Source organism: Staphylococcus shinii (assembly GCF_017583065.1).
GTDB lineage: Bacteria > Bacillota > Bacilli > Staphylococcales > Staphylococcaceae > Staphylococcus > Staphylococcus shinii.
Genome location: NZ_JAGEVL010000009.1, coordinates 1 through 24607, shown reverse-complemented (window position 1 = coordinate 24607; position 24607 = coordinate 1). Strand labels below are relative to the sequence as shown.

General features: G+C 36.1%; 21 protein-coding genes and 2 rRNA genes. 2 read left to right on the top strand and 21 right to left on the bottom strand.

Annotated elements, in window-relative coordinates:
• Positions 1–48: 48 nt before the first annotated feature.
• The 17 genes from rplK to J5E45_RS12805 all read right to left on the bottom strand — a co-directional run bounded on the left by rplK (position 49) and on the right by J5E45_RS12805 (position 15844).
• Positions 49–471 carry a 50S ribosomal protein L11 gene (rplK, locus tag J5E45_RS12885; RefSeq protein WP_017723040.1) on the bottom strand — a complete coding sequence of 141 codons (423 nt, stop codon included), beginning with the start codon at positions 469–471 and terminating at the stop codon, positions 49–51.
• A gap of 277 nt (positions 472–748) precedes the next feature.
• Positions 749–1297 carry a transcription termination/antitermination protein NusG gene (gene nusG / locus J5E45_RS12880; RefSeq protein WP_069792826.1) on the bottom strand — a complete coding sequence of 183 codons (549 nt, stop codon included), beginning with the start codon at positions 1295–1297 and terminating at the stop codon, positions 749–751.
• Positions 1298–1311: 14 nt separating this feature from the next.
• Positions 1312–1491 (bottom strand): preprotein translocase subunit SecE, encoded by a 180-nt coding sequence (secE, locus tag J5E45_RS12875; RefSeq protein ID WP_002484168.1) that lies wholly within the window; start codon positions 1489–1491, stop codon positions 1312–1314.
• A 131-nt stretch (positions 1492–1622) separates the two neighbouring features.
• Complete coding sequence (rpmG, locus tag J5E45_RS12870) at positions 1623–1766, bottom strand: 50S ribosomal protein L33 (protein WP_080750302.1); 144 nt, start codon at positions 1764–1766, stop codon at positions 1623–1625.
• A gap of 138 nt (positions 1767–1904) precedes the next feature.
• On the bottom strand, positions 1905–2477 hold the full coding sequence (locus J5E45_RS12865) for a sigma-70 family RNA polymerase sigma factor (RefSeq protein WP_039068593.1): 573 nt from the start codon (positions 2475–2477) through the stop codon (positions 1905–1907).
• A 72-nt stretch (positions 2478–2549) separates the two neighbouring features.
• Positions 2550–3074, bottom strand: coding sequence for an NYN domain-containing protein (locus J5E45_RS12860; protein ID WP_039068594.1), 525 nt, complete (start codon positions 3072–3074; stop codon positions 2550–2552).
• Complete coding sequence (gene rlmB / locus J5E45_RS12855) at positions 3071–3820, bottom strand: 23S rRNA (guanosine(2251)-2'-O)-methyltransferase RlmB (RefSeq protein ID WP_069792828.1); 750 nt, start codon at positions 3818–3820, stop codon at positions 3071–3073. Before rlmB ends, J5E45_RS12860 begins: the two co-directional genes overlap by 4 nt.
• A gap of 7 nt (positions 3821–3827) precedes the next feature.
• Positions 3828–4175 carry a Mini-ribonuclease 3 gene (locus tag J5E45_RS12850; protein WP_172643890.1) on the bottom strand — a complete coding sequence of 116 codons (348 nt, stop codon included), beginning with the start codon at positions 4173–4175 and terminating at the stop codon, positions 3828–3830.
• A gap of 40 nt (positions 4176–4215) precedes the next feature.
• Entirely contained in the window at positions 4216–5616 is a 1401-nt protein-coding gene (gene cysS / locus J5E45_RS12845) for a cysteine--tRNA ligase (RefSeq protein ID WP_039068598.1), read from the bottom strand.
• Complete coding sequence (gene cysE / locus J5E45_RS12840; protein ID WP_039068620.1) at positions 5600–6241, bottom strand: serine O-acetyltransferase; 642 nt, start codon at positions 6239–6241, stop codon at positions 5600–5602. Before cysE ends, cysS begins: the two co-directional genes overlap by 17 nt.
• Before the next feature lie 352 nt (positions 6242–6593).
• Complete coding sequence (gene gltX / locus J5E45_RS12835; RefSeq protein ID WP_208182307.1) at positions 6594–8048, bottom strand: glutamate--tRNA ligase; 1455 nt, start codon at positions 8046–8048, stop codon at positions 6594–6596.
• 434 nt (positions 8049–8482) lie between these two features.
• Positions 8483–9541: a PIN/TRAM domain-containing protein gene (locus J5E45_RS12830; protein ID WP_039068601.1), complete on the bottom strand. Its 1059-nt coding sequence runs from the start codon at positions 9539–9541 to the stop codon at positions 8483–8485.
• A gap of 80 nt (positions 9542–9621) precedes the next feature.
• Positions 9622–10992: a DNA repair protein RadA gene (gene radA / locus J5E45_RS12825; protein ID WP_069792830.1), complete on the bottom strand. Its 1371-nt coding sequence runs from the start codon at positions 10990–10992 to the stop codon at positions 9622–9624.
• A 343-nt stretch (positions 10993–11335) separates the two neighbouring features.
• Positions 11336–13798, bottom strand: a complete 2463-nt coding sequence (locus tag J5E45_RS12820) for an ATP-dependent Clp protease ATP-binding subunit (protein WP_039068604.1) — start codon at positions 13796–13798, stop codon at positions 11336–11338.
• A gap of 13 nt (positions 13799–13811) precedes the next feature.
• The gene (locus tag J5E45_RS12815) at positions 13812–14822 is read right to left on the bottom strand and encodes a protein arginine kinase (RefSeq protein WP_180948481.1); all 1011 of its coding nucleotides are present in this window, start codon (positions 14820–14822) and stop codon (positions 13812–13814) included.
• A complete protein-coding gene (locus J5E45_RS12810; protein ID WP_107548588.1) occupies positions 14815–15366 on the bottom strand; it encodes a UvrB/UvrC motif-containing protein in 552 nt (183 codons plus the stop codon). Before J5E45_RS12810 ends, J5E45_RS12815 begins: the two co-directional genes overlap by 8 nt.
• Positions 15367–15382: 16 nt before the next feature.
• On the bottom strand, positions 15383–15844 hold the full coding sequence (locus J5E45_RS12805; RefSeq protein WP_017723054.1) for a CtsR family transcriptional regulator: 462 nt from the start codon (positions 15842–15844) through the stop codon (positions 15383–15385).
• Positions 15845–16000: 156 nt separating this feature from the next.
• Between J5E45_RS12805 and J5E45_RS12800 the strand changes: the two genes are divergently transcribed.
• The gene (locus J5E45_RS12800) at positions 16001–17215 is read left to right on the top strand and encodes a NupC/NupG family nucleoside CNT transporter (RefSeq protein WP_039068609.1); all 1215 of its coding nucleotides are present in this window, start codon (positions 16001–16003) and stop codon (positions 17213–17215) included.
• A 408-nt stretch (positions 17216–17623) separates the two neighbouring features.
• Here J5E45_RS12800 and pdxT read toward each other — a convergent pair whose 3' ends face one another.
• Both pdxT and pdxS read right to left on the bottom strand, forming a co-directional pair.
• Positions 17624–18202 (bottom strand): pyridoxal 5'-phosphate synthase glutaminase subunit PdxT, encoded by a 579-nt coding sequence (pdxT, locus tag J5E45_RS12795; RefSeq protein WP_208182306.1) that lies wholly within the window; start codon positions 18200–18202, stop codon positions 17624–17626.
• A 1-nt stretch (position 18203) separates the two neighbouring features.
• Positions 18204–19091 carry a pyridoxal 5'-phosphate synthase lyase subunit PdxS gene (gene pdxS, locus J5E45_RS12790; RefSeq protein ID WP_029377948.1) on the bottom strand — a complete coding sequence of 296 codons (888 nt, stop codon included), beginning with the start codon at positions 19089–19091 and terminating at the stop codon, positions 18204–18206.
• 97 nt (positions 19092–19188) lie between these two features.
• Between pdxS and pdxR the strand changes: the two genes are divergently transcribed.
• Positions 19189–20562 (top strand): MocR-like pyridoxine biosynthesis transcription factor PdxR, encoded by a 1374-nt coding sequence (gene pdxR, locus J5E45_RS12785; protein ID WP_039068612.1) that lies wholly within the window; start codon positions 19189–19191, stop codon positions 20560–20562.
• 819 nt (positions 20563–21381) lie between these two features.
• Here pdxR and rrf read toward each other — a convergent pair.
• Both rrf and J5E45_RS12775 read right to left on the bottom strand, forming a co-directional pair.
• Positions 21382–21496, bottom strand: a 5S ribosomal RNA gene (rrf, locus tag J5E45_RS12780).
• A gap of 79 nt (positions 21497–21575) precedes the next feature.
• A 23S ribosomal RNA gene (locus J5E45_RS12775) occupies positions 21576–24498 on the bottom strand.
• Between the last annotated feature and the right edge of the window lie 109 nt (positions 24499–24607).

Genomic DNA, 24607 nt, shown 5'->3' with positions numbered 1-24607 from the left:
TCTGTCATCTGCTTCTATCGTCAATCTATATATTCATTAATGTTTTTATTATTGAACTGTGATTCCCATACTACGAGCAGTACCTTCAATGATACGAACTGCCGCTTCTTCGTCTGAAGCGTTTAAATCTTGCATTTTTTGGTTCGCAATTTCACGTACTTGATCTTTAGTTACTGTAGCAACTTTGTTTTTATTAGGTTCGCCTGAACCTTTTTCAACGCCTGCTGCTTTTTTAAGTAATACTGGAGCCGGTGGTGTTTTTGTAATAAATGTAAATGAACGGTCTTCATAAACACTGATTTCTACCGGAATGATTAAACCTGCGTCTTCTTGTGTACGTGCGTTGAATTCCTTACAGAATCCCATAATGTTCACACCCGCTTGACCTAATGCTGGACCAACTGGTGGTGCTGGATTTGCTTTCCCTGCAGGAATTTGTAATTTAACTACTTTTTCTACTTTTTTAGCCACGATGTGCACCTCCTTGATATCGTGATGTGGTCACAGGACTGAGTTTTGTCCTCCCACTCTTCTACATTTCGTGACGAAATGAACGCTCTATGAGCGCGACCACAGTATTATAACATTAATTCATTACGTAAAGCAATGGTAAAATGTAAGTTTTTTTTATAGAACCCCTTATCATTTTAATGATTAGGGGTTCTTAATGCATGTCATGTAAAGTAATATTTCTTGCTTTAGCAAGTTTAGCATTTCTTAATATAAGTACTATTGCACTTATATTCCCTTATAATTTTTCTACTTGGTCAAACTCCACTTCTACCGGTGTTTCTCTACCAAACATGTCTACAAGAACAGTAAGTTTGAATTTATCAGTTTCAATTTCTTGAATTTCTCCAACTTGGTTAGCAAATGGTCCTGATTTAATTCTCACTTGTTCACCTAATTCAACTTGGACATCAATCGTTTTCTCTTTCATGCCCATTTGTTTAAGAATGAAGCGTGCTTCTTCAGGAAGTAATGGATTAGGTTTTGATCCAGCACCAGCCGAACCAACAAATCCTGTTACACCAGGTGTGTTTCTTACTATATACCATGATTCATCAGTCATAACCAATTCAACTAACACATAACCAGGAAAAGTTTTTTTACTTAATGTTTTGGCTTTGCCATCTTTAACTTGTGTCTCTTCTTCTTCTGGTATAACAACTCTGAATATTTTTTCGGTCATATTCATAGATTCAACACGTTTTTCTAAATTCTTTTTAACTTTATTCTCATAACCAGAATAAGTATGCACAGCATACCAACGCTTTGCGCCGATTTCTTCAGACATGTCGTCACTCCTATCTATTTAATTAATTCTATAATTCTACCAATTCCTAAGTCTAAGGCATAGAAGAACACTAAGAAAAATACTACTGTAGCTACAACAATGACTGTGTATTTAAATAATTCTTCTTTCGTTGGCCAACTTGTCTTTTCCATTTCTGACTTTACGCCTTGGAAGAAATTTTCTTTTTTAGCCATTTATAAGACCTCCGTATATTTCGTTATTCCTTATTTGCTTATTCCATACAACAAATCAAGCAAATACAATACTCTCATCTTAATTTGGAAGGGCATGTTTACTCAATCGTGAACTTTCATATGTCGTTATATTATTTTGATTCCTTGTGCAACGTATGTGCATTACATCTCGAACAAAACTTTTTTAATGCTAATCTAGATGTTAGATTACTTTGTTTGGGAACGTTATAATTTCTACTACCACATACATCACAATTTAATGGTACTTTTTTCATTAGACTTCCCCTTACTCATTATAATACCAATCTACTATACATAACATCTGAGTCAATTGTCAATCGTCAAACGTGGACCTACACACGCAATACAACTCTTTTCACTAACAATCATAAACCTTTGAATTGTGCTAATCATCATTCATCTATATGATGTCTTAGTTTTATTTTACAACGATGTATCGCGTTGTAAACTACTTTCTTCTCTAACTTTAATAATTGAGCAATTTCTTTCGGCTTATAATCTTTTAACAAATAAATGATAACCATTCGTTCTAACTTAGTTAACTTCAACATACATTGTTGTATATGTTCGCCTACTTCTATAGCTAGGATGTGTTTGTCTATAGGGTGTTCCATCTTGTTATTATTGTAAGATACTATAAACTCATTAATCAATAAAGTTTGTATTTCATAACCATAAAACTTCTTGCGAATATAGTCATTTTTAACATTTTTAATGACACGATTCACATAATGTTCAATAGGTGTAGTATCCTTAAAGTCGAAATGTTTAAAAGCTTGATAAAGTTTAATAAGCACCTCTTGGCATAAATCCTCTTGATCATTCGGATGAATAGAGAAGTGTTTTAACCTTTTACGAATTAAAGGCATGAGCGTCGTAAATATTTTTGGTAATTCTTGTTTTTCAAAAGTGATTTGTGCTGAATTTTTCAAGGATGTAAAGTCATTGTTGTTTTGTTCTAACATAGCAGCTTCCTTTCTTAAAAAGTAAAGATAGGATACAGCGGCTATGGCAAAAAAATCAAGTAGACAATAATTTTATTGATGATTGTCTCCACGTCTAAGTTTTTCAAATTCTTCTAAAATTTCATTTGAAAGTTCTATCCTTGTTCGCGGCTTTTGTTCATTAAAGCCATCTAGTTTTTTAGACACAGACATTTCATTTTCTCTTAAGTCTCTCCACATTTCTCGTGAAGATACACGATATGCTCCAGCGCCAAATATTGCATGTTGTTCACTCATATCGCTCGTGACAACTGTAATGTGTCTAGTATGCTTATCATATAAGTCATACACATAGCGTTCAATATAGCTGTCTGCTGTTTCTTTTTCTTTGGTGAATATCGTTTTAACGCCATGATACATATATTCAGAATGGGCACCTGATTGCTCATAAGCATCAAAAACACAGACCACTTCATCAGCAATTACTGCATTGTAGTTTGCTATCGCTATAAGCAATTGTTCACGTGCTTCTTCAAGATTATCTTGCGCAATACGGCTCAATTCCTGCGAATGACCAATCATATTATATCCATCAATGATTAAGTACCTATCCTTCATGTCTTATCTCCAGTGTTGTTACGTTTACGAAATACCTCGTACATCATTAAACTCGCTGCTACAGAGGCGTTCAAGCTATTTACATGTCCAACCATCGGGATATTGATATAAAAGTCACATTTTTCTTTTACTAAACGACTCATACCTTGGCCTTCGCTACCAATAACGATTGCTAACGGCATCGCTACATCCATTTCTCTATAGTCCGTAGAGTTATCCGCTTCTGTACCCACAACCCAATAGCCATTGTCTTTTAATGTTTCAATTGTATTGGCTAAATTGGTCACTCTCATAACTGGTATATGTTGAATCGCACCAGTAGATGCTTTAGCTACAGTTTGTGTTAACGCTACTGACCGTCTCTTAGGTATGATGACGCCATCAACACCTGAAGCATCTGCAGTTCTCAAGATAGAACCTAAATTATGCGGATCCTCCAAACCATCTAATATTAATACCGTAGATAGTTTATCTTGTGCTTTTTGCTTTTCTAAAAACGCATCAAAATCTGCATATTCGTATGGCGCAATATAAGCTGCTATCCCTTGATGAGGAGAGTCAGATAATCCATCAATTTTTGATTTTGGCACTGATTGAACTATAATTTTTCTATTATTTGCCTTTTTTAAAATTTCATTAATTTGGCCTTTTTTGATAGTATCTTGAATTAAAATTTTATTAATTGTATGCCCTGAAACGATTGCTTCTTTCACAGCATGTCGCCCAACGATTACGATCTCTTCCATATTATCACTACCTTTCGTTTACATTTTGTACGACGCTTTCCAATAAAGCTGTCAAACGTTCTTGTTCTTTTTCTAAATATAAATAGCCAATGACTGCTTCTAAGCCTGAACTTTTTCTATATGTTTGTATATCTGTATTTTTAGCTTTAGTATAACTTTTAGCATTTCTACCTCGACGAACAATATCTAATTCATCTTCAGTGAACCAATCATTTCCCATTAAAAACTCAAGCGTCTGTGCCTGACTTTTAGCAGAGACATAACGTTTGGCTTCTTGATGTAACCTATTAGGTTTCGCTTTTAATTTTAGTACAATATATTCCCTTACGTGTTGATCTAAAACTGCATCGCCCATATAGGCAAGTGTTAGCGGATTTAATAATTTATTATCAATATTAGCCACGTTTAAATCTCACACCCTGAGCCGTGTCTTCAAGTATAATGTTTTGCGCTTTTAATTGGTCGCGAATTTCATCAGCGCGTGCAAAGTCTTTTTCTTTACGGGCATTGTTTCTTTCTTCTATTAAAGCTTCAACTTGCTCATCTAATAATTCGTCATTTGCCTTATCTTTTAACGGAACACCAAGGACATCGCTGAATATTTTGTACACTTCTTTAAAGCGCGCTAAAACTTTTACAGAAGTAGTATTTTCTAACACATATTTATTAGCCAATTTCGCTAAATCATACCAAGCTGTAATTGCATTAGCAGTATTAAAATCGTCGTTCATTACAGTTTCAAATTGTCTTAAAATATTATCGATTTCAGTAATATATGCAGATTGATCCTCTACATCTGTCGCAATTGCTTCGCGTTCTTCAATAGCTTGATAACTATTACGCACACGTTCTAAACCACTTTTCGCCGCTTCAACAAGTTCCATATTATAGTTGATTGGGCTTCTATAGTGTACGCTAATCATGAAAAAGCGTAGAACATCTGGGTCAATTTGTTTAATAATGTCATGTACTAATACAAAGTTACCTAATGACTTACTCATTTTTTCATTATCTATGTTTATAAATCCATTATGCATCCAATAATTAGCAAAAGGAGCATGGTTATGTGCTTCTGACTGCGCAATTTCATTTTCATGGTGTGGGAATTGTAAATCTGTACCACCTGCGTGAATATCAATTGTCGCACCAAGTTCATGGTATGCCATAACTGAACATTCAATATGCCAACCTGGTCTACCTTCTCCAAATGGACTCTCCCAGCTTATCTCGCCCGGTTTCGCTTTTTTCCATAATGTGAAATCTAATGCGTCTTCTTTTTGTTCACCCTGTTCAATACGTGCGCCTACTTTAAGGTCATTAAGTGATTGATGACTTAATTTGCCATAATCCTCAAATTTACGTGTTCTAAAATAAACATCGCCACCACTTTCATATGCATAGCCTTCGTCCACAAGCTCTTTTATAAACTTGATTATATCGCCCATGTGATTCATCACACGTGGATTAGATGTTGCTTTTTTTACATTTAAAGCACCTACGTCTTCATAAAACGCTTCGATGTAACGATCCGCAATTGTTTCAACTGATTCATCCAATTCTTTAGAACGTTTAATTAATTTATCATCAACATCAGTGAAGTTAGATACATAAATCACTTCATAACCTTGATACTCAAAATATCTTCTAACTACGTCATAGTTTATTGCTGGTCTTGCATTACCAATATGAATGTAATTATATACAGTTGGTCCACAAACATACATTCTCACTTTACCTGGTTCAATAGGTTCGAACGTCTCTTTTTGACGTGTTAATGTATTATATAATGTAATCATCTTGAATCTCTCCATTTCTTGTTTTCTCAAGTTGTTTTTCTAATTCTTTTAATTGCTCGTAAATTGGGTCAGGTAAATTACGATGATCAAACGTTTTCCCGATACGTCTACCATCTTGTTTCACGATATGTCCTGGTATTCCTACTACTGTTGAATAACTTGGCACTGAATTTAACACTACTGAATTAGCTCCAATATTCACGTTAGCATTAATTGTTATATTACCAAGCACTTTTGCTCCCGCAGCAATTAATACGTTATCACCAATATCTGGGTGGCGTTTTCCTTTTTCTTTACCCGTGCCGCCTAACGTTACGCCTTGATAAATCGTTACGTTATCACCAATACGACATGTTTCTCCAATGACTACGCCCATGCCATGATCGATAAACAAACGTCTACCAATTTGGGCACCTGGATGTATCTCAATGCCTGTAAAAAAACGTGTGACTTGAGAAATGAGTCTTGCCAATACGTACTTTTTCTTTTTGTACAGCTCATGTGCAATCAAATGGCTCCAAACTGCATGTACACCTGCATAAGATGTAACGACTTCTAACGTAGTACGCGCAGCTGGGTCTTGTTCAAACACCATATTCACATCATCTTTAATTCTTTTCAAAATTTTAAACAAGGTTGCTACCTCCTTATTAAAAAAGCGCCTCTAACTAAAATTGTTAGAGGCGCTTTTGCTTTAGCACGGTTCCACTCTTATTTTAAACACAGTCACTTGTTTAAATGCATTCGCAATTACCCAAAGTTAAACGACTTTTGTTTAATCTTTATAGTTTATTTAGTTTATTTGTACAAAGGTGCATTCCACAATTTCAGTGATGTGCTTGCAGCTACCGCACACTCTCTATACACTTCCATCACGTACTAATCCTTTGCCATTTTCAATGTTAATCATAGGTTGTTTGATGTAATTTTTCAAGTGTTATCTATTTAACACAATCTTTACATGTCACAACTTTACTTTAAACGTATTTTTTTAAGCGAGACAATACTTTTTCTCTACCTAAAACTTCAATAGTATTCGGAAGTTCAGGGCCATGCATTTGGCCAGTCACAGCTACACGGATAGGCATAAATAATTGTTTACCTTTAATACCTGTCTCTTTTTGAACTTCTTTGATTGTTTTTTTAATTTCAGCCGCTTCAAATGGCTCAAGTGCTTCTAATTTACCGTATAAATGGTTCATAAGTTCAGGTACTTGTTCACCATTAATCACTTCTTGCTCGTCGTCACCTAAAATTTGTTCGTCGCGGAAGAATAGTTCTGATAAAGGTACAATTTCTCCAGCATAACTCATTTCTTTTTGATAAAGCGCTACAAGTTTACGTCCCCAGTCTAAATCTTCTTCTGTTGGGTTTTCAGGAATTAACTCTGCTTTAATAAGGTGTGGTAACGCTAATTCAAATACCGTTTCACTGTCTTTTTGCTTCATATATTGGTTATTAACCCAAGCTAGTTTCTGTTTATCGAAAAATGCTGGCGACTTAGATAAACGTTTTTCATCAAAAATCTTAATAAATTCTTCTGGAGAATAGATTTCATCTTCACCTTCTGGTGACCAGCCTAACAATGTAATAAAGTTAAATAATGCTTCTGGTAGATAACCTAAATCACGATATTGTTCGATAAATTGTAAAATTTGTCCATCACGTTTACTTAATTTTTTACGTTCTTCATTAACGATAAGTGACATATGAGCAAACCTAGGCGCTTCCCACCCAAATGTTTCGAAAATCATCAACTGTTTTGGCGTGTTAGAGATATGGTCATCTCCACGAATAACATCAGAAATTTCCATATAATGATCATCTATTGCTACAGCAAAATTATACGTAGGAACGCCATCTTTCTTAACGATAACCCAATCACCCATATTATTTGAATCAAATGAAATTTCGCCTTTTACCATGTCATCAAATGAGAAGGTTGTATCTTTTGGTACACGGAAACGTATAGATGGTTGACGACCTTCAGCTTCGAACTGTTGACGTTCTTCTTCTGTCAAGTGCGCGTGTTTACCACCATAACGTGGCATTTCACCACGTGCGATTTGTTGTTCACGTTCTTCTTCTAATTCATCTTCTGTCATATAACATTTATAGGCTTTATCTTCATCTAATAATTGCTGAATTAACGGGTTATAAATTTCCTCCCGTTCTGACTGACGATAAGGACCATAACCCTTATCTTTATCTACAGACTCATCCCATTCTATGCCTAACCATTTTAAGTTATCAAATTGTGATGATTCTCCATCCGCTAAGTTACGTTTACTATCCGTATCTTCAATACGAATTACAAAATCTCCGTCATAATGTTTAGCAAATAAATAGTTAAATAATGCAGTTCTTGCGTTACCGATATGCAAATAACCTGTTGGACTTGGCGCATATCTCACTCTTACACGATCACTCATTATGTTCACTCCCGTTTTAAATGTTTATTTTTTATTGGTTAAGTTAATATTCAGATTACACAAATTCACACAGTAAATAGGCCGAACGTGTGTTAACTCGTCTATGCGTAGTTCACCAAGAAAATAACGCTCAACTATTAATAAGTTTATGATTTATCGCTTATTAATCATACCATAGCTTATAATTTTTTAAAGTATCCTATATGAAAAGCACTTTGCATAATTTTATACAAAAGAATAAACAATTCACCTTTATAGAAATACAATTTCGCTATCTATTGTAGCACTTTAACTAGTAATATGATATCTCTGTGCTTAAATTATCCTATAGTTCTACTTATTTTTTCAAGACGTTTATTTACAAAAAAATAAAGGTTTCATATGAAATTGTAACTGTAAGCGCTACAATTATATACGAAACCTTTACTTATGAATTAATTTATTTTTTTAGCAAAAATAATTCGACCCGAAGAAGTTTGTAACAAACTTATTACTTCTAAATCGATATGTTCACCAATATGTTTTTTAGCATTATCTACAACAACCATCGTACCATCGTCTAAATAACCTACTGCTTGACCAGACTCTTTACCCATTTTCGTAAGCAGTAGCTTAAAACGATCACCTTGATGTACTGAAGGTTTAATTGCTTCAGATAGATCATTAACATTTAACGCTTGAATACCTTGAACATGGCACACTTTATTAAGATTAAAATCTGTCGTTATAATATGTGCTCTATAATGTTGTGCTAATTTAATTAACATCGCGTCTATATCACTATGAGACTTAGTTGGATGAATGATTCTTGTTGGATGATTTGTATCATATAATTCATTTAGTATATCTAAACCTCTTTGGCCTTTTTCCCGCTTCACACTGTCATTCGCATCTGCAACGACTTGAAGCTCATTAATAACACCTTGAGGAATTAATATTTCTCCATCAATAAAGCCACACTCGATAATATCTAATATACGGCCGTCGATAATAGCACTTGTATCAATAATTTTAGGCACCGCGTTACGGGCATTAATTGACATTGAACGCGCCATATTTTCTGGTAAAAATAGTAACATTTCATCACGTTTTCGCAAACCAAATTGAAAGCCGAAATAACCTAAAATGATTGTAACTATAATTGGCACAAAATGATTAATGATATTATTGCCGATAATTTGAAAAATAAAAGATATCATAACAGAAATTAATAAACCGATCATTAGTCCAATTGTAGCAAATAATATTTCTACTGCACTTTGACGCATAATTGTTTGTTCTAATTCTTTTAAAGCATATGTTGCTTTTTTAATAAACCAACCAAAGATTAAAAAGAATATAATAATCCCTAGTAGCCCATTGAAATAAGTATTTGTTAATAGGGGTAAATGATTTAGACCAGCGTCATTGACTACCTCTGGTAACAGATACACACCTATACTTGCACCCAAGATAATATAGCACAAGATAACAATGAGTCTTATCATGTTCACAGGTTAACTCACCTTCCTTAAGAAAGTCATTTAGGCCAAATATATTTTATACTTAGCCTAAATAGCTTTGTGTTTTTAAATTAATGTTTGGTTAGTGCATATTTTAATGCTTCATGGACATTTTTAACACCTATGACCTTGATGTCATTTGGAAATTGCCATCCACCTATATTTGATTCCGGAATAATCACACGCTTAAACCCTAATTTTTCTGCTTCTTGTACACGTTGTTCTATACGTGAAACACGTCTAACTTCTCCTGTAAGCCCTACTTCTCCAATAAAACAGTCTAAACCGTCGACCGTTAAATCTTTGAAACTTGAAGCAGTCGCAACAACAATACCTAAATCTACAGCTGGTTCTGTTAAACGTACGCCTCCTGCCACTTTAATATAAGCATCTTGTTGTTGTAGTAAATAATTCTCTTTCTTTTCCAATACTGCCATCAGTAAGCTCAATCTATTATGATCGATGCCCGTGGCCATACGTCTTGGATTATTAAATGTAGTAGGTGTCACTAATGCTTGTACTTCTATAAGTAATGGTCTTGTACCTTCCATCGTAGAAACAATGGTCGAACCAGGCACATTAGTTGATCGTTCTTCAAGGAACATTTCTGAGGGGTTTTTCACGCCTTTTAGCCCAGTTTGTTTCATTTCGAAGATGCCCATCTCGTTTGTAGAACCAAAACGGTTTTTAACTGCTCTTAAAATACGATACGCGTGATGCTCATCACCTTCAAAGTATAGGACTGTATCTACCATATGTTCCAGTAAACGCGGGCCAGCTATTTGGCCTTCTTTCGTAACATGTCCCACAATAAATGTAGCTATATTTAATTGTTTCGCTATATTCATCAAACTTTGCGTACTTTCTCTAACTTGGGACACAGAACCTGGCGCAGAACTAATTTCTGGATGAAAAATAGTTTGAATTGAGTCTACTACAAGTAAATCTGGTTTAAGTTGTTTAACTGTTTCATGTATTACTTCTAAATCTGTTTCAGCAAACACATTTAATTCGCTTGAATCTTCGTCTAATCTTTCCGCTCTTAATTTCGTTTGATTTAATGATTCTTCACCAGTAATATACAGGACATTTTTAGATTGTGATAATGCTGCACAAATTTGTAAAAGTAATGTAGACTTACCGATACCCGGATCGCCACCTATCAATACAAGTGAGCCATTTACTATACCGCCACCAAGCACTCTATTAAATTCTTCAGAATTTGTTTTTACTCGTGGCGTTGTTTCATGTTTAATATTATTTAATTTTTGTACTTTAGAAATATTGTCTCGACTGCGTACGCCATGTTTTGGACTCGCGGCCTTTTGTTCGACTATTTCTTCCATTTGGTTCCAACCACCACAATTCGGGCATTTCCCCATCCACTTTGGAGACTGGTAACCACAGGCCATACATTCAAAAATTACTTTCTTTTTAGCCAAAACAGCACCTCCATCTTTCATTGAACAAATCTATTTTAAACCTCTGTCTGTTTAAAAACAAATTTTATTCATAATCAAACAATTCAATCGAATAATATTCGTATATAGTTATTTAAAAATCTTAATAATTTAAAGATTCTAATATTTAGCTAAAAGCTATTTTTATAAAATACCACGCTTGTGTTTATAGTAACACTGATATTATATTTTGACTTTTTAAATATTACTCGTTTATAAATATAAATACTACTTTATTGTTTATAAAACTCTAAAAAACAAAGCAGCACTCCCCAAATATGCACTTACATATTTGAGAAGTACTGCTTTAATTCATACTTAACTTTTAAGATTCAGTTGTTTCTTTATCTTTAGTTGTATCTTTTCTATCATGAATATCATACTTAAATTCTTTACCGTCATGATTAATTATAACTTCTTTACCTTCAACTTGATTACCTTCTAAAATTAATTCACTTAAGTTATCTTCAACTGTTTTTTGAATTGCACGGATTAATGGTCTAGCACCATATTCAGGGTCATAACCTTCTTCAGCAATTTTTTCTTTTGCCGCTTCTGTAACCTTAATATTAATATCTTGTTCAGAAAGGCGTTCTGTAAGTTTATCCACCATCATAGTTACAATTTCTTTCAATTCTTCTTTAGAAAGTTTGTGGAATACGATAATATCATCAACACGGTTTAAGAATTCTGGACGGAATGCGTTCTTCAATTCTTTCATCATTGTCTTACGGATTGTTTCGTAATCTTGGCCTTCAGACGCGCCTCCAAAACCAGCAAAACGTTGGTCTTGTAATTCTTGCGCGCCTACGTTAGATGTCATAATAATAACTGTATTACGGAAATCTACGCGGCGACCTTTTGTATCTGTTAAGTGACCATCATCTAATACTTGTAACAGAATATTGAACACATCAGGGTGTGCTTTTTCAATTTCATCAAATAAGATTACTGAGTAAGGTTTACGTCTTACTTTTTCAGTCAATTGGCCACCATCGTCATGACCTACATAACCTGGAGGGGCACCAACTAAACGACTGACAGCATGTTTTTCCATAAACTCACTCATATCAACTCGGATCATTGCATCATCTTCACCGAACATAGACTCAGCTAATGCACGTGCTAATTCAGTTTTACCTACACCTGTTGGTCCTAAGAAGATAAAGCTACCGATAGGACGTTTAGGATCTTTCAATCCAGCTCTAGCACGTCTAACTGCTTTACTAATAGATGTAACGGCATCTTTTTGACCAATCACTCTATTGTGAAGTGTGTCTTCTAAGTTAAGCAGACGGTCTGATTCTGTTTCATTAATTTTTGTTAATGGGATTCCTGTCCAACCAGCGATGACTTCACCAATATCTTCTTCTGATAGAGATGTGTTATCACCATTTTGAGAATTTTTCCAGTTGTTATTTGCTTCTTCATATTGTTTTTCTAATTTTGTTTGTTTATCGCGCAAGTTTGCTGCATTTTCAAACTCTTGAGCATGAACAGCTGCATCTTTTTCATTCTTAACTTGTTCTATTTGTTGTTCAATTTCTTTTAAGTTTGGTGGTGTTGTATGACTCTTAAGTCTTACTTTAGAACTTGCTTCATCAATTAAATCTATCGCTTTGTCTGGTAAGAAACGATCTGAAATATAACGGTGACTTAATTTAGCAGCTGATTCTAAAGCTTGATCTGAAATGTTAATACGATGATGCGCTTCATAACGGTCACGTAATCCTTTTAAAATTTCAATTGTATCTTCGACAGTTGGTTCACCAACTTGAACAGGTTGGAAACGACGTTCAAGCGCTGCATCTTTTTCAATGTTTTTACGGTATTCATCTAAAGTAGTTGCACCGATACATTGTAATTCGCCACGAGCTAATGCTGGTTTCAGAATATTAGATGCATCTATAGCACCTTCTGCACCACCTGCACCTACTAATGTGTGTAATTCATCAATGAATAATACTACATTACCTGCTTGATGGATTTCTTCCATTACTTTTTTCAAACGTTCTTCAAACTCGCCACGATATTTTGTTCCAGCAACAACTGTCCCCATATCTAGTGACATTACGCGCTTACCTTTAAGCGTTTCAGGTACTTCGTTATTAACAATGGCTTGAGCTAAGCCTTCAGCAATCGCAGTTTTACCAACACCCGGTTCACCAATTAATACAGGGTTGTTCTTAGTACGACGACTTAAAACTTCAATGACTCTTGTAATTTCTTTTTCTCTACCAATGACAGGGTCTAAAGTGCCATCTTTTGCGATAACTGTTAAGTCACGAGCAAGACTGTCTAGTGTTGGTGTATTATTAGATTTATTAGCTTGAGCATTTTTATTACTTGTTTCTGGACTGCCTAAAGCTTTAACAACTTGTGCGCGCGCTTTCGTAATATTTAAATCTAAGTTTGCAAACACACGAGCTGCCACTCCTTCATTTTCTCTGATTAATCCAAGTAAGATATGCTCTGTTCCTACGAAATTATGGTGTAATTTTCTAGCTTCATCCATTGATAATTCAATTACTTTTTTCGCACGAGGTGTATAGTGTAATGCGCCCATTTGTTCTTGACCATGGCCGATTAATTTTTCTACTTCTTCAACTACTTTTTCTTCAGTAATATCAAATGTTTCTAAAACTTTAGCAGCAATACCTTCCGGCTCTTTCATTAAACCTAAAAGTAAATGTTCAGTTCCAATATTTGAATGATTTAAGCGTATTGCTTCTTCTTGAGCATGTGCCAGTACGCGTTGAGCACGTTCTGTTAGTCTACCAAATAGCATATAGTATGACCTCCTAATTTATATGTTCTCTTAATATATCTGCTCTTTTTTCATTAACTGCTCTATCATCTTCTTCGTCTAATAAGAATGGCGATTGTATTGCAACCATTAACTCGTTAAACTTGAAGTCTTCTAATTCAATATAGCCTAAATCTAAACCAAGTTTCACTTCACTTAATCTTAGCGAAGCTTCCTCCATAGATATTAGTCTACTATATTTTAATATTCCTAACGAACGATATACTCTGTCTAGTGTTTCAATATGATTATGTCGGTTTAATCGTTCGCGAATTTGCATTTCTTCATTAATAATTTGTTGCACTACCTCTGATAAACTTTCAATGATTTCTTCTTCTGTTTTACCTAAAGTAAGTTGATTTGAAATTTGGTATATATGACCATAAACTTGGGATCCTTCTCCATAAATACCTCTAATTGTAAAACCGAAACGATTAATTGTTTGAGCAATACGATTCATACGTTTCATTATTGTCAAACCAGGCAAATGCAACATCACACTAGCACGCATGCCTGTTCCAATATTAGTAGGGCATGTTGTTAAATAACCTAAAGTTTCATCAAAACTTACATCTAATTCACTATCAAGTTGATCATCAATTTTAGAAGCTTTTTCATATAAAGATGATAGTGATAAATCGTTACCCATGGCTTGAATACGAATATGATCTTCTTCATTAATCATAATGCTTAAAGATTCATCTTCATTGAGTAATACGGCAGAAGCAGGTTGTCTTATTAATTCTGGACTTATAAGATGTTTCGCGACAAGCTTGTATTTGCTTTGTTGATCCATTGAATCTAAGCGCTGTACAGACAAGTCAGGAAGCGCATCTTGTACATCATTAATTATTCGAAAACCATCTTGTTCAGATAAAAACATTAATGGGTGCACATGATTTTCTAAATTTCTTGCCAATCGTATTCGCGAAGACATGACAATCGGGCTTTCTTCTCTATCACGCATCCATTCACTCATGTATGCACTAATATCATTTTTACTCATCATGCTTCACCTCGCCATCTTCTTTCAATGCTTTAATTTCATCACGAACAACGGCGGCTTCTTCAAAGTTCTGTTCTTCTATCAATTGTTTTAAATAGGAACTTTTTTCTTCTATTTGTTTTTTTAATGCTAACTTTCTATGTGAAGAATGTGGTGTTTTTCCTACATGTTCAATTTGACCACCTTGTACGCGTCGTACAATATCAACGATGTCCTCTTTGAATGTCGCATAGCAATCTGAACAACCAAATTTACCAACATGTGCGATATCTTTTAATGTCATATGACAAGTAGGACATCGTTTTTCTTCTTTAAAAGCAATTTCGTCAAAATCGATACCGTGCTTAGCAGCTAAGTGCTGTAAGATTTGCTTTACTACAAATGCGCCTTCAATATCATCTTGGGATTGTATTTGTTGATTTTGAGTCCACGGATTGCCACCTTGTGCACATGTAGAACAAACCCATTTTTCATTTATACCATCTTGACCTTTCACTGCCAATTTCACTTCTGCTTCATTCAAATGACAATTCTCGCATAGCACGACGAAACACCTCAATTTAATAATAATTTATAACATGCAATAACCGTTTTATAATATTTGCTCGAATGATATCTCTGGATAATACATCCATTTTTAATGTCTCTCTGTCTATAACGGCATGTATCATTTTTGCTTCACGTTCATTAATGTAATTTTTATCCAATAAGCCATCTACAATGTAATATGCTTGCTGTTGTGAAATAGATGGACCAACTAATTGAAGTAAATGATTAATGTAACCTGTCTCATCTCTGTTTTCAATTTTGGTGATTCGAATATATCCGCCACCACCTCTTTTACTCTCAATCTCATAGCCGTGCTCATTTGTAAAGCGTGTTTTGATTACATAATTAAGCTGGGAAGGCACACAGTCAAAGCGCTGTGCAATATTGGCACGTTGAATTTCTACAACGTCTTCATTGGTGTCTTCAAATAACTTTTTAATGTATTGTTCTATGATGTCAGACATGTTGTGCATGATTATCACCTCTTTTGACCTTCTTTGACTATATTATATGACCAACTTTGACCTTTTTCAACCAATATGTTTTAAAAATTTTTAATTAAAGATGTAAGTGCTATCTAATTTATTGTATTATAGAAGTTAAGAAAAATTAAAAGGGATGAATGACTTATGCATATTATTATTGGTTTAATTGGGATAGCAGTGTTTCTTGCATTGGCGTTTCTATTTAGCTCAGATAGAAAAAATATTCGTTGGCAATATGTCGGTTTATTACTTGTAATACAATTAGTATTCGCATTTATTTTACTCAAAACAAAATTTGGGATTACAGTTATTGGTGGCATATCAGACGGATTTAATTATTTATTAGCAAAAGCAGCAGAAGGTGTGAACTTTGTGTTTGGTGGATTTGAATTTGTAGATCCAGATAACCCGCCTTTCTTCTTTAATGTATTATTACCAATCGTGTTCATTTCAGCTTTGATTGGTATTTTACAATATACAAGAATCCTACCTTGGATTATTAATGTTTTAGGTTTAGCCATTTCGAAAATTAATGGTATGGGTCGTTTAGAATCATATAATGCTGTTGCAGCAGCAATTTTAGGACAATCTGAAGTATTTATTTCATTGAAAAAGGAATTAGCACATATTCCTAAACAACGTCTATATACTTTAACAGCTTCTGCAATGTCTACTGTATCAGCTTCAATTATCGGGGCTTATTTCACATTAATTGAACCACGTTTTGTAGTTACAGCCGTTGTACTAAATCTTTTTGGCGGTTTCATTATTGCTTCTATCATCAATCCTTATAAAGTTGATGCTAAAGAAGATAAACTTATCGTTGAAGAGAGTGAATCAGGAAAACAATCATTTTTCGAAATGTTAGGTGAATATATCCTAGATGGTTTTAAAGTCGCAGTCATCGTAGGAGCAATGTTAATTGGTTATATTGCCATCATCGCCTTACTTAATGGTGTTGTTAGTGCAATCTTTACTGGTTTATCTGGTGGCAGTATCACTTGGGACTTCCAAACACTAATTGGCTTTATCTTTGCACCGTTTGCATTCTTAATTGGTGTACCTTGGGACGATGCAGTACAAGCTGGATCCATTATGGCTACTAAATTACTATCAAATGAATTTGTTGCAATGCAAAGTTTAAGCGAAATTAAAAATATGAGCGCGCATGCTAAAGGCGTTATTTCAGTATTTGTAGTATCATTTGCAAACTTTAGCTCTATCGGAATTATTTCTGGGGCAATTAAATCACTTAATAATGAAAAAGGTGATATCGTAGCACGTTTTGGACTAAAATTATTATTCGGTGCCACACTTGTTTCATTCATTTCAGCAGCTATTGCCGGATTCTTTATTTAAAATGTAACTTAGACATAGTTATTGATAAATGTTAAATTGCTTGTTCGTTTGGTTTAAGAATTATTTAAATAAACTCAACTACTTTTGTTACAAAAATAAAATCTTGCTACATAACGCAAACAAACTATAAAAAGCACACTTCTTTTCAAATGGAAGTGTGCTTTTTAGATACTTAGTAAATCATCTCTTAATCTGTCCATAATTACTATTCAAACAACATAAATCAATAATTTAAACTCTTCCCTATACAAATCATTAAAATTTTAATACCTAATCACTAAGGCAAAATTTATTTAAACTAAAATGAGACACTTCGTCTTGTAAAATAATTGCTCATCATTTTATAACGAAGTGTCTTATTAATTAAATTCTTATACGATAATATATATTTTAGTGAAGTTTTATTTATTATACATTTTCTATCATCAAAGTAGGTTTTACGATTTCTTCTATAAAATACTGTGTCATTCTATAGTCATCAGTTAATTCTGGATGGAAGGATACTCCTAAGTACTGACCTTCTTGAACCGCTACAATTTTTTCACCCACTGTACTTAATACTGACACCTCACCATGTGTCGCTTCAATATGTGGCGCTCTAATAAAAACACCTTCAATATCTTCTGCGATACCTTGTACATTTAATTCACTTTCAAAACTATCCACTTGTCTACCAAATGAATTTCTTTGAACAGTGATGTCTAATTTATCTAAATAGCCTTCTTCACCAACAATATGCTTAGCCATAACTATTAATCCAGCACACGTTCCAAACATAGGTAATGTAGATTGTTGTAGTGCTTCTTTAAAGCCATATAAATTCATTAATCGACGTAATGTAGTAGATTCACCACCAGGTAAAATAAGACCATCAATGTCATCTAATTGTTCTGTACGCTTAATTGCAATACCTTCATGACCGCTAAGTTCAATATGACGTATATGTTCCCTTACTGCACCTTGAAGTGCTAGTACACCAATTTTCATACTACCATCCACGCTCTTGCATACGTTCTTCTAAAGTTAATTCATTGATGTCTAAACCTTTCATAGCTGTACCTAAGTCTTTAGCTAAACGTCCGATTAATTCATAATCTTGGTAGTGAGTTGTAGCTTGCACAATAGCTTTAGCGAATTTTTCTGGATCTTCTGATTTAAATATACCAGAACCAACGAATACACCATCTGCACCTAATTCCATCATTAGTGCTGCGTCTTGAGGCGTAGCCACACCACCAGCAGCAAAGTTAACAACAGGTAATTTACCATTTTCTTTAATATTTTTTAATACTTCAAATGGCGCTCCAATATTTTTAGCTTCAGTCATGATTTCATCATCATTCATCACTGTTAATCTTTTTACTTCTGCATTAACTTGACGCATGTGTCTAACAGCTTCTACAATGTTTCCTGTACCCGGCTCACCTTTTGTACGTAACATCGCCGCGCCTTCACCAATACGTCTTGCAGCTTCACCTAAGTTACGGCATCCACATACAAATGGCACTGTAAACGTGTCTTTTAATAGATGATACTCTTCATCTGCAGGCGTTAATACTTCTGATTCATCAATGTAGTCTACACCCATTGATTCAAGTACACGAGCTTCAGTAATATGGCCAATACGTCCTTTTGCCATTACAGGAATTGAAACAGCGTTCATAACTTCTTCTACAATTTTAGGATTAGCCATACGTGCAACACCACCAGCAGCCCTAATATCAGAAGGTACACGTTCTAATGCCATTACTGCAACTGCTCCTGCTTCCTCTGCTATTTTAGCTTGTTCAGCATTGACAACGTCCATAATTACGCCGCCTTTTTGCATTTCTGCCATTCCTCTTTTAACTCTCTCTGATCCAGTTACTTTAGACATTTGTTTTTCCCCTTTACTTAGTTGATTAAATTCATTTTAAGAGATAAACTGGTATTTAAAAAGGTTCAATTTCAATTTAATTTTGGGGGTCAGTTTTATGTCAAAATCACATCTTTATATCGATTTATATAAAAATTTAAAAACTCAAATCATTGAAGGTCAATATAAATCAGGAGATAAATTTCCTTCTAAACGCGCATTAGGGCAACACCTTTCAGTTAGTAATACAACAATTGAACATGCCTATCAATTTCTACTCGATGAAGGTTATATATACTCTAAACCACGTTCAGGTTATTTCGTTTCAGATATTGAAACATTACCTATAATCAATAGAAAAACACAATTCAATACAGATGAATATTTATCATCCCAAAATAATAATCATGATGCTTATTACAAATATGCATTCAATTTATCAGAAATTGATACTGATTACTTTCCAATTCAACAGTTTAGAAAATATGCCCGAGATGCTTTTGAAATAAATCAATTGCAGTTACTACAACATGCAAATCCCAAAGGTGAGTGGTCATTAAGACAAGAAATTGCTCACTATTTATTCAACAGCCGTGGTGTATCATGTCACCCTGAACAAATTATTATAGGATCATCAACTGAACAATTAATTAACCTGCTAACAGACATTTTAAATAAAGCACAATTCTTTATTGAAAATCCAAGTTATCCTCCAATTAAGCAAGTATTAGAAAAAAGACAAATACCTTATATGCAAGTCCCAGTAAATCAAACTGGCCTTGAGCTTAATTATTTAAAGACCGCAAATCACAATATTGCGTATGTGACGCCCTCACATCAATTTCCTACTGGTTATGTAATGAATTTAAAAAAGCGTACCCAGCTTATTACATGGGCACACGAATGTGATAATAGATATATTATTGAAGATGATTATGATTCTGAGTTTCGCTATTTTGGCAAACCGATTCCTGCGTTACAAAGTTTAGATACTAAGGATAAAGTAATTTATATTAGTACATTCTCTAAATCACTATTTCCCAGTTGCAGAATTGCCTATCTTGTTTTGCCCAAAAAGTTACTTAGTCAGTATAATAATTTGGCACATAAAGAAGGTAATACAGTACCAGCACACTTACAAAAAATTGTGGCAAGTTTCATGGAATCAGGGAGCTTTGAAAGACACTTAAACAAAATGAGAAAATTATATAGACGCAAATTAAAATTTATTATTGAAGCACTCAAGCCTTATGAAGATCAATTAGAAATTGAAGGTGCCTTAGCTGGTATGCATTTTAATTTAACAGTGAAAAATGGTCTTTCTATAAAAGAATGTCTAAAAAATGCAGAAATGAATAAATTAAAAATAACACCATTTAATCAATACGATGCTACGCAACAATCTGTAAAATTTATATTAGGATTTGGTGGCATCCCTTTTTCAGAACTTGAAGCACATACAAATGCATTAATTGATAGTTTATGCGTTTAAAGCTCATGTATTCCTTATAAATTCATAAATGCAGATAAATATAATTTTGATCCATTAATATTAGTAACTACTTTTTGATAAGGGCGATCCGTATTAAAACGTCGTTTTAATAAATGATTCGCTTATTTTAAATTCATATTTATAATGCTTACCCTTAAAAATGCATTCCATAAGTTAAATTTTTAGTCCAATTTTTGGGGTGCACATCATAATTGGCTGGCAACATCCTACTCTTGCGGAACGTAAGTCTGCTGCCTTCGGCGCTAAAGACCTTTCTTGTCGTGAGACAAGCGCTCGCATCTTTTCTCACTTGCACGCTTTCCTCACTCACTTACCACTCGTAAGCTCGTTTCGTCATTCGTTTAGTTCGTCAGCTTCTAAAGTCCCACTTTTATATTCTAACTTCTAATTTATTTAGATAAAACTTGTTGCTCTCTTATCAGATTATATTTCGTTGTATTAGTGGGACTTATGCATGAGCTTCTGCTCATGTATTCCGTTGCGACTGACAATTGTTTTACGTTGAAGTTAAGCTCTTCGCGCATAAAAAAAGACCCTATTGGGTCTTTAATTGCCTGGCAACGTCCTACTCTTGCGGAACGTAAGTCCGACTACCATCGGCGCTAAAGACCTTTCTTGTCGTGAGACAAGCGCTCGCATCTTTTCTCACTTGCACGCTTTCCTCACTCACTTACCACTCGTAAGCTCGTTTCGTCATTCGTTTAGTTCGTCAGCTTCAAACGCTTTCTCTCAACAATTGTTTTACGTTGAAGTTAAACTCTTCGCGCATAAAAAAAAGACCCTATTGGGTCTTTAATTGCCTGGCAACGTCCTACTCTTGCGGAACGTAAGTCCGACTACCATCGGCGCTAAAGAGCTTAACTTCTGTGTTCGGCATGGGAACAGGTGTGACCTCTTTGCCATTGTCACCAGACAATGAAATGTATGAAATTATACATTCAAAACTAGATAGTAAGTAAAATATGATTCAACCAAAACAAAACATTTAAAAATTGATTAAGTCTTCGATCGATTAGTATTCGTCAGCTCCACATATCGCTATGCTTCCACCTCGAACCTATTAACCTCATCATCTTTGAGGGATCTTATAACCGAAGTTGGGAAATCTCATCTTGAGGGGGGCTTCATGCTTAGATGCTTTCAGCACTTATCCCGTCCATACATAGCTACCCAGCGATGCCGTTGGCACGACAACTGGTACACCAGAGGTATGTCCATCCCGGTCCTCTCGTACTAAGGACAGCTCCTCTCAAATTTCCTACGCCCACGACGGATAGGGACCGAACTGTCTCACGACGTTCTGAACCCAGCTCGCGTACCGCTTTAATGGGCGAACAGCCCAACCCTTGGGACCGACTACAGCCCCAGGATGCGATGAGCCGACATCGAGGTGCCAAACCTCCCCGTCGATGTGAACTCTTGGGGGAGATAAGCCTGTTATCCCCGGGGTAGCTTTTATCCGTTGAGCGATGGCCCTTCCATGCGGAACCACCGGATCACTAAGTCCGTCTTTCGACCCTGCTCGACTTGTAAGTCTCGCAGTCAAGCTTCCTTATGCCTTTACACTCTATGAATGATTTCCAACCATTCTGAGGAAACCTTTGAGCGCCTCCGTTACTCTTTAGGAGGCGACCGCCCCAGTCAAACTGCCCATCTGACACTGTCTCCCACCATGATAAATGGTGCGGGTTAGAAATCCAACACAGCGAGGGTAGTATCCCACCAACGCCTCCACGTAAGCTAGCGCTCACGCATCTCAGGCTCCTACCTATCCTGTACAAGCTGTGCCGAATTTCAATATCAGACTACAGTAAAGCTCCACGGGGTCTTTCCGTCCTGTCGCGGGTAACCTGCATCTTCACAGGTACTATGATTTCACCGAGTCTCTCGTTGAGACAGTGCCCAAATCGTTACGCCTTTCGTGCGGGTCGGAACTTACCCGACAAGGAATTTCGCTACCTTAGGACCGTTATAGTTACGGCCGCCGTTTACTGGGGCTTCGATTCGTAGCTTCGCAGAAGCTAACCACTCCTCTTAACCTTCCAGCACCGGGCAGGCGTCAGCCCCTATACATCACCTTACGGTTTAGCAGAGACCTGTGTTTTTGATAAACAGTCGCTTGGGCCTATTCACTGCGGCTCTCCTGGGCGTTAACCCTAAAGAGCACCCCTTCTCCCGAAGTTACGGGGTCATTTTGCCGAGTTCCTTAACGAGAGTTCGCTCGCTCACCTTAGAATTCTCATCTTGACTACCTGTGTCGGTTTGCGGTACGGGCACCACAATTCTAGCTAGAGGCTTTTCTCGGCAGTGTGAAATCAACGACTCGAGGAAACAATTTCCTCTCCCCATCACAGCTTGACCTTAAGAGTGCCGGATTTGCCTAACACTCAGTCTTACTGCTTGGACGTACAATCCAATCGTACGCTTCGCCTATCCTACTGCGTCCCCCCATCGCTTAAAACGAATTATGGTGGTACAGGAATATCAACCTGTTATCCATCGCCTACGCCTATCGGCCTCAGCTTAGGACCCGACTAACCCAGAGCGGACGAGCCTTCCTCTGGAAACCTTAGTCAATCGGTGGACGGGATTCTCACCCGTCTTTCGCTACTCACACCGGCATTCTCACTTCTAAGCGCTCCACATGTCCTTGCGATCATGCTTCAACGCCCTTAGAACGCTCTCCTACCATTGTCCTTACGGACAATCCACAGCTTCGGTAATATGTTTAGCCCCGGTACATTTTCGGCGCAGTGTCACTCGACTAGTGAGCTATTACGCACTCTTTAAATGATGGCTGCTTCTAAGCCAACATCCTAGTTGTCTGGGCAACGCCACATCCTTTTCCACTTAACATATATTTTGGGACCTTAGCTGGTGGTCTGGGCTGTTTCCCTTTCGAACACGGACCTTATCACCCGCGTTCTAACTCCCAAGTTAAATTGATTGGCATTCGGAGTTTGTCTGAATTCGGTAACCCGATAAGGGCCCCTCGTCCAAACAGTGCTCTACCTCCAATAATCATCACTTGAGGCTAGCCCTAAAGCTATTTCGGAGAGAACCAGCTATCTCCAGGTTCGATTGGAATTTCTCCGCTACCCACAACTCATCCGCTCACTTTTCAACGTAAGTCGGTTCGGTCCTCCATTCAGTGTTACCTGAACTTCAACCTGGTCATGGGTAGATCACCTGGTTTCGGGTCTACGACCAAATACTCAACGCCCTATTCAGACTCGCTTTCGCTACGGCTCCACATTCACTGCTTAACCTTGCATCAAATCGTAACTCGCCGGTTCATTCTACAAAAGGCACGCCATCACCCATTAACGGGCTCTGACTACTTGTAAGCACACGGTTTCAAGTTCTATTTCACTCCCCTTCCGGGGTACTTTTCACCTTTCCCTCACGGTACTGGTTCACTATCGGTCACTAGAGAGTATTTAGCCTTGGGAGATGGTCCTCCCGGATTCCGACGGAATTTCTCGTGTTCCGTCGTACTCAGGATCCACTCAAGAGTGAACAAACTTTCGACTACAGGATTATTACCTTCTTTGATTCATCTTTCCAGATGATTCGTCTAGTTTATTCTTTTGTAACTCCGTATAGAGTGTCCTACAACCCCAACAAGCAAGCTCATTGGTTTGGGCTCTTCCCGTTTCGCTCGCCGCTACTCAGGGAATCGATTTTTCTTTCTCTTCCTGCGGGTACTAAGATGTTTCAGTTCTCCGCGTCTACCTTCAGATATGCTATGTATTCACATATCGATAACATGACATAACTCATGCTGGGTTTCCCCATTCGGAAATCTCTGGATCAAAGCTTACTTACAGCTCCCCAAAGCATATCGTCGTTAGTAACGTCCTTCATCGGCTTCTAGTGCCAAGGCATCCACCGTGCGCCCTTAATAACTTAATCTTTTTTGACTTTCAACACGAACAAGTCGGTTGAAAACCCAAAATGTTATTAATCTGTGAGTGTTCTTTCGAACACTAGCGATTATTTCTTTTTGAATTCAAAGCTTGTT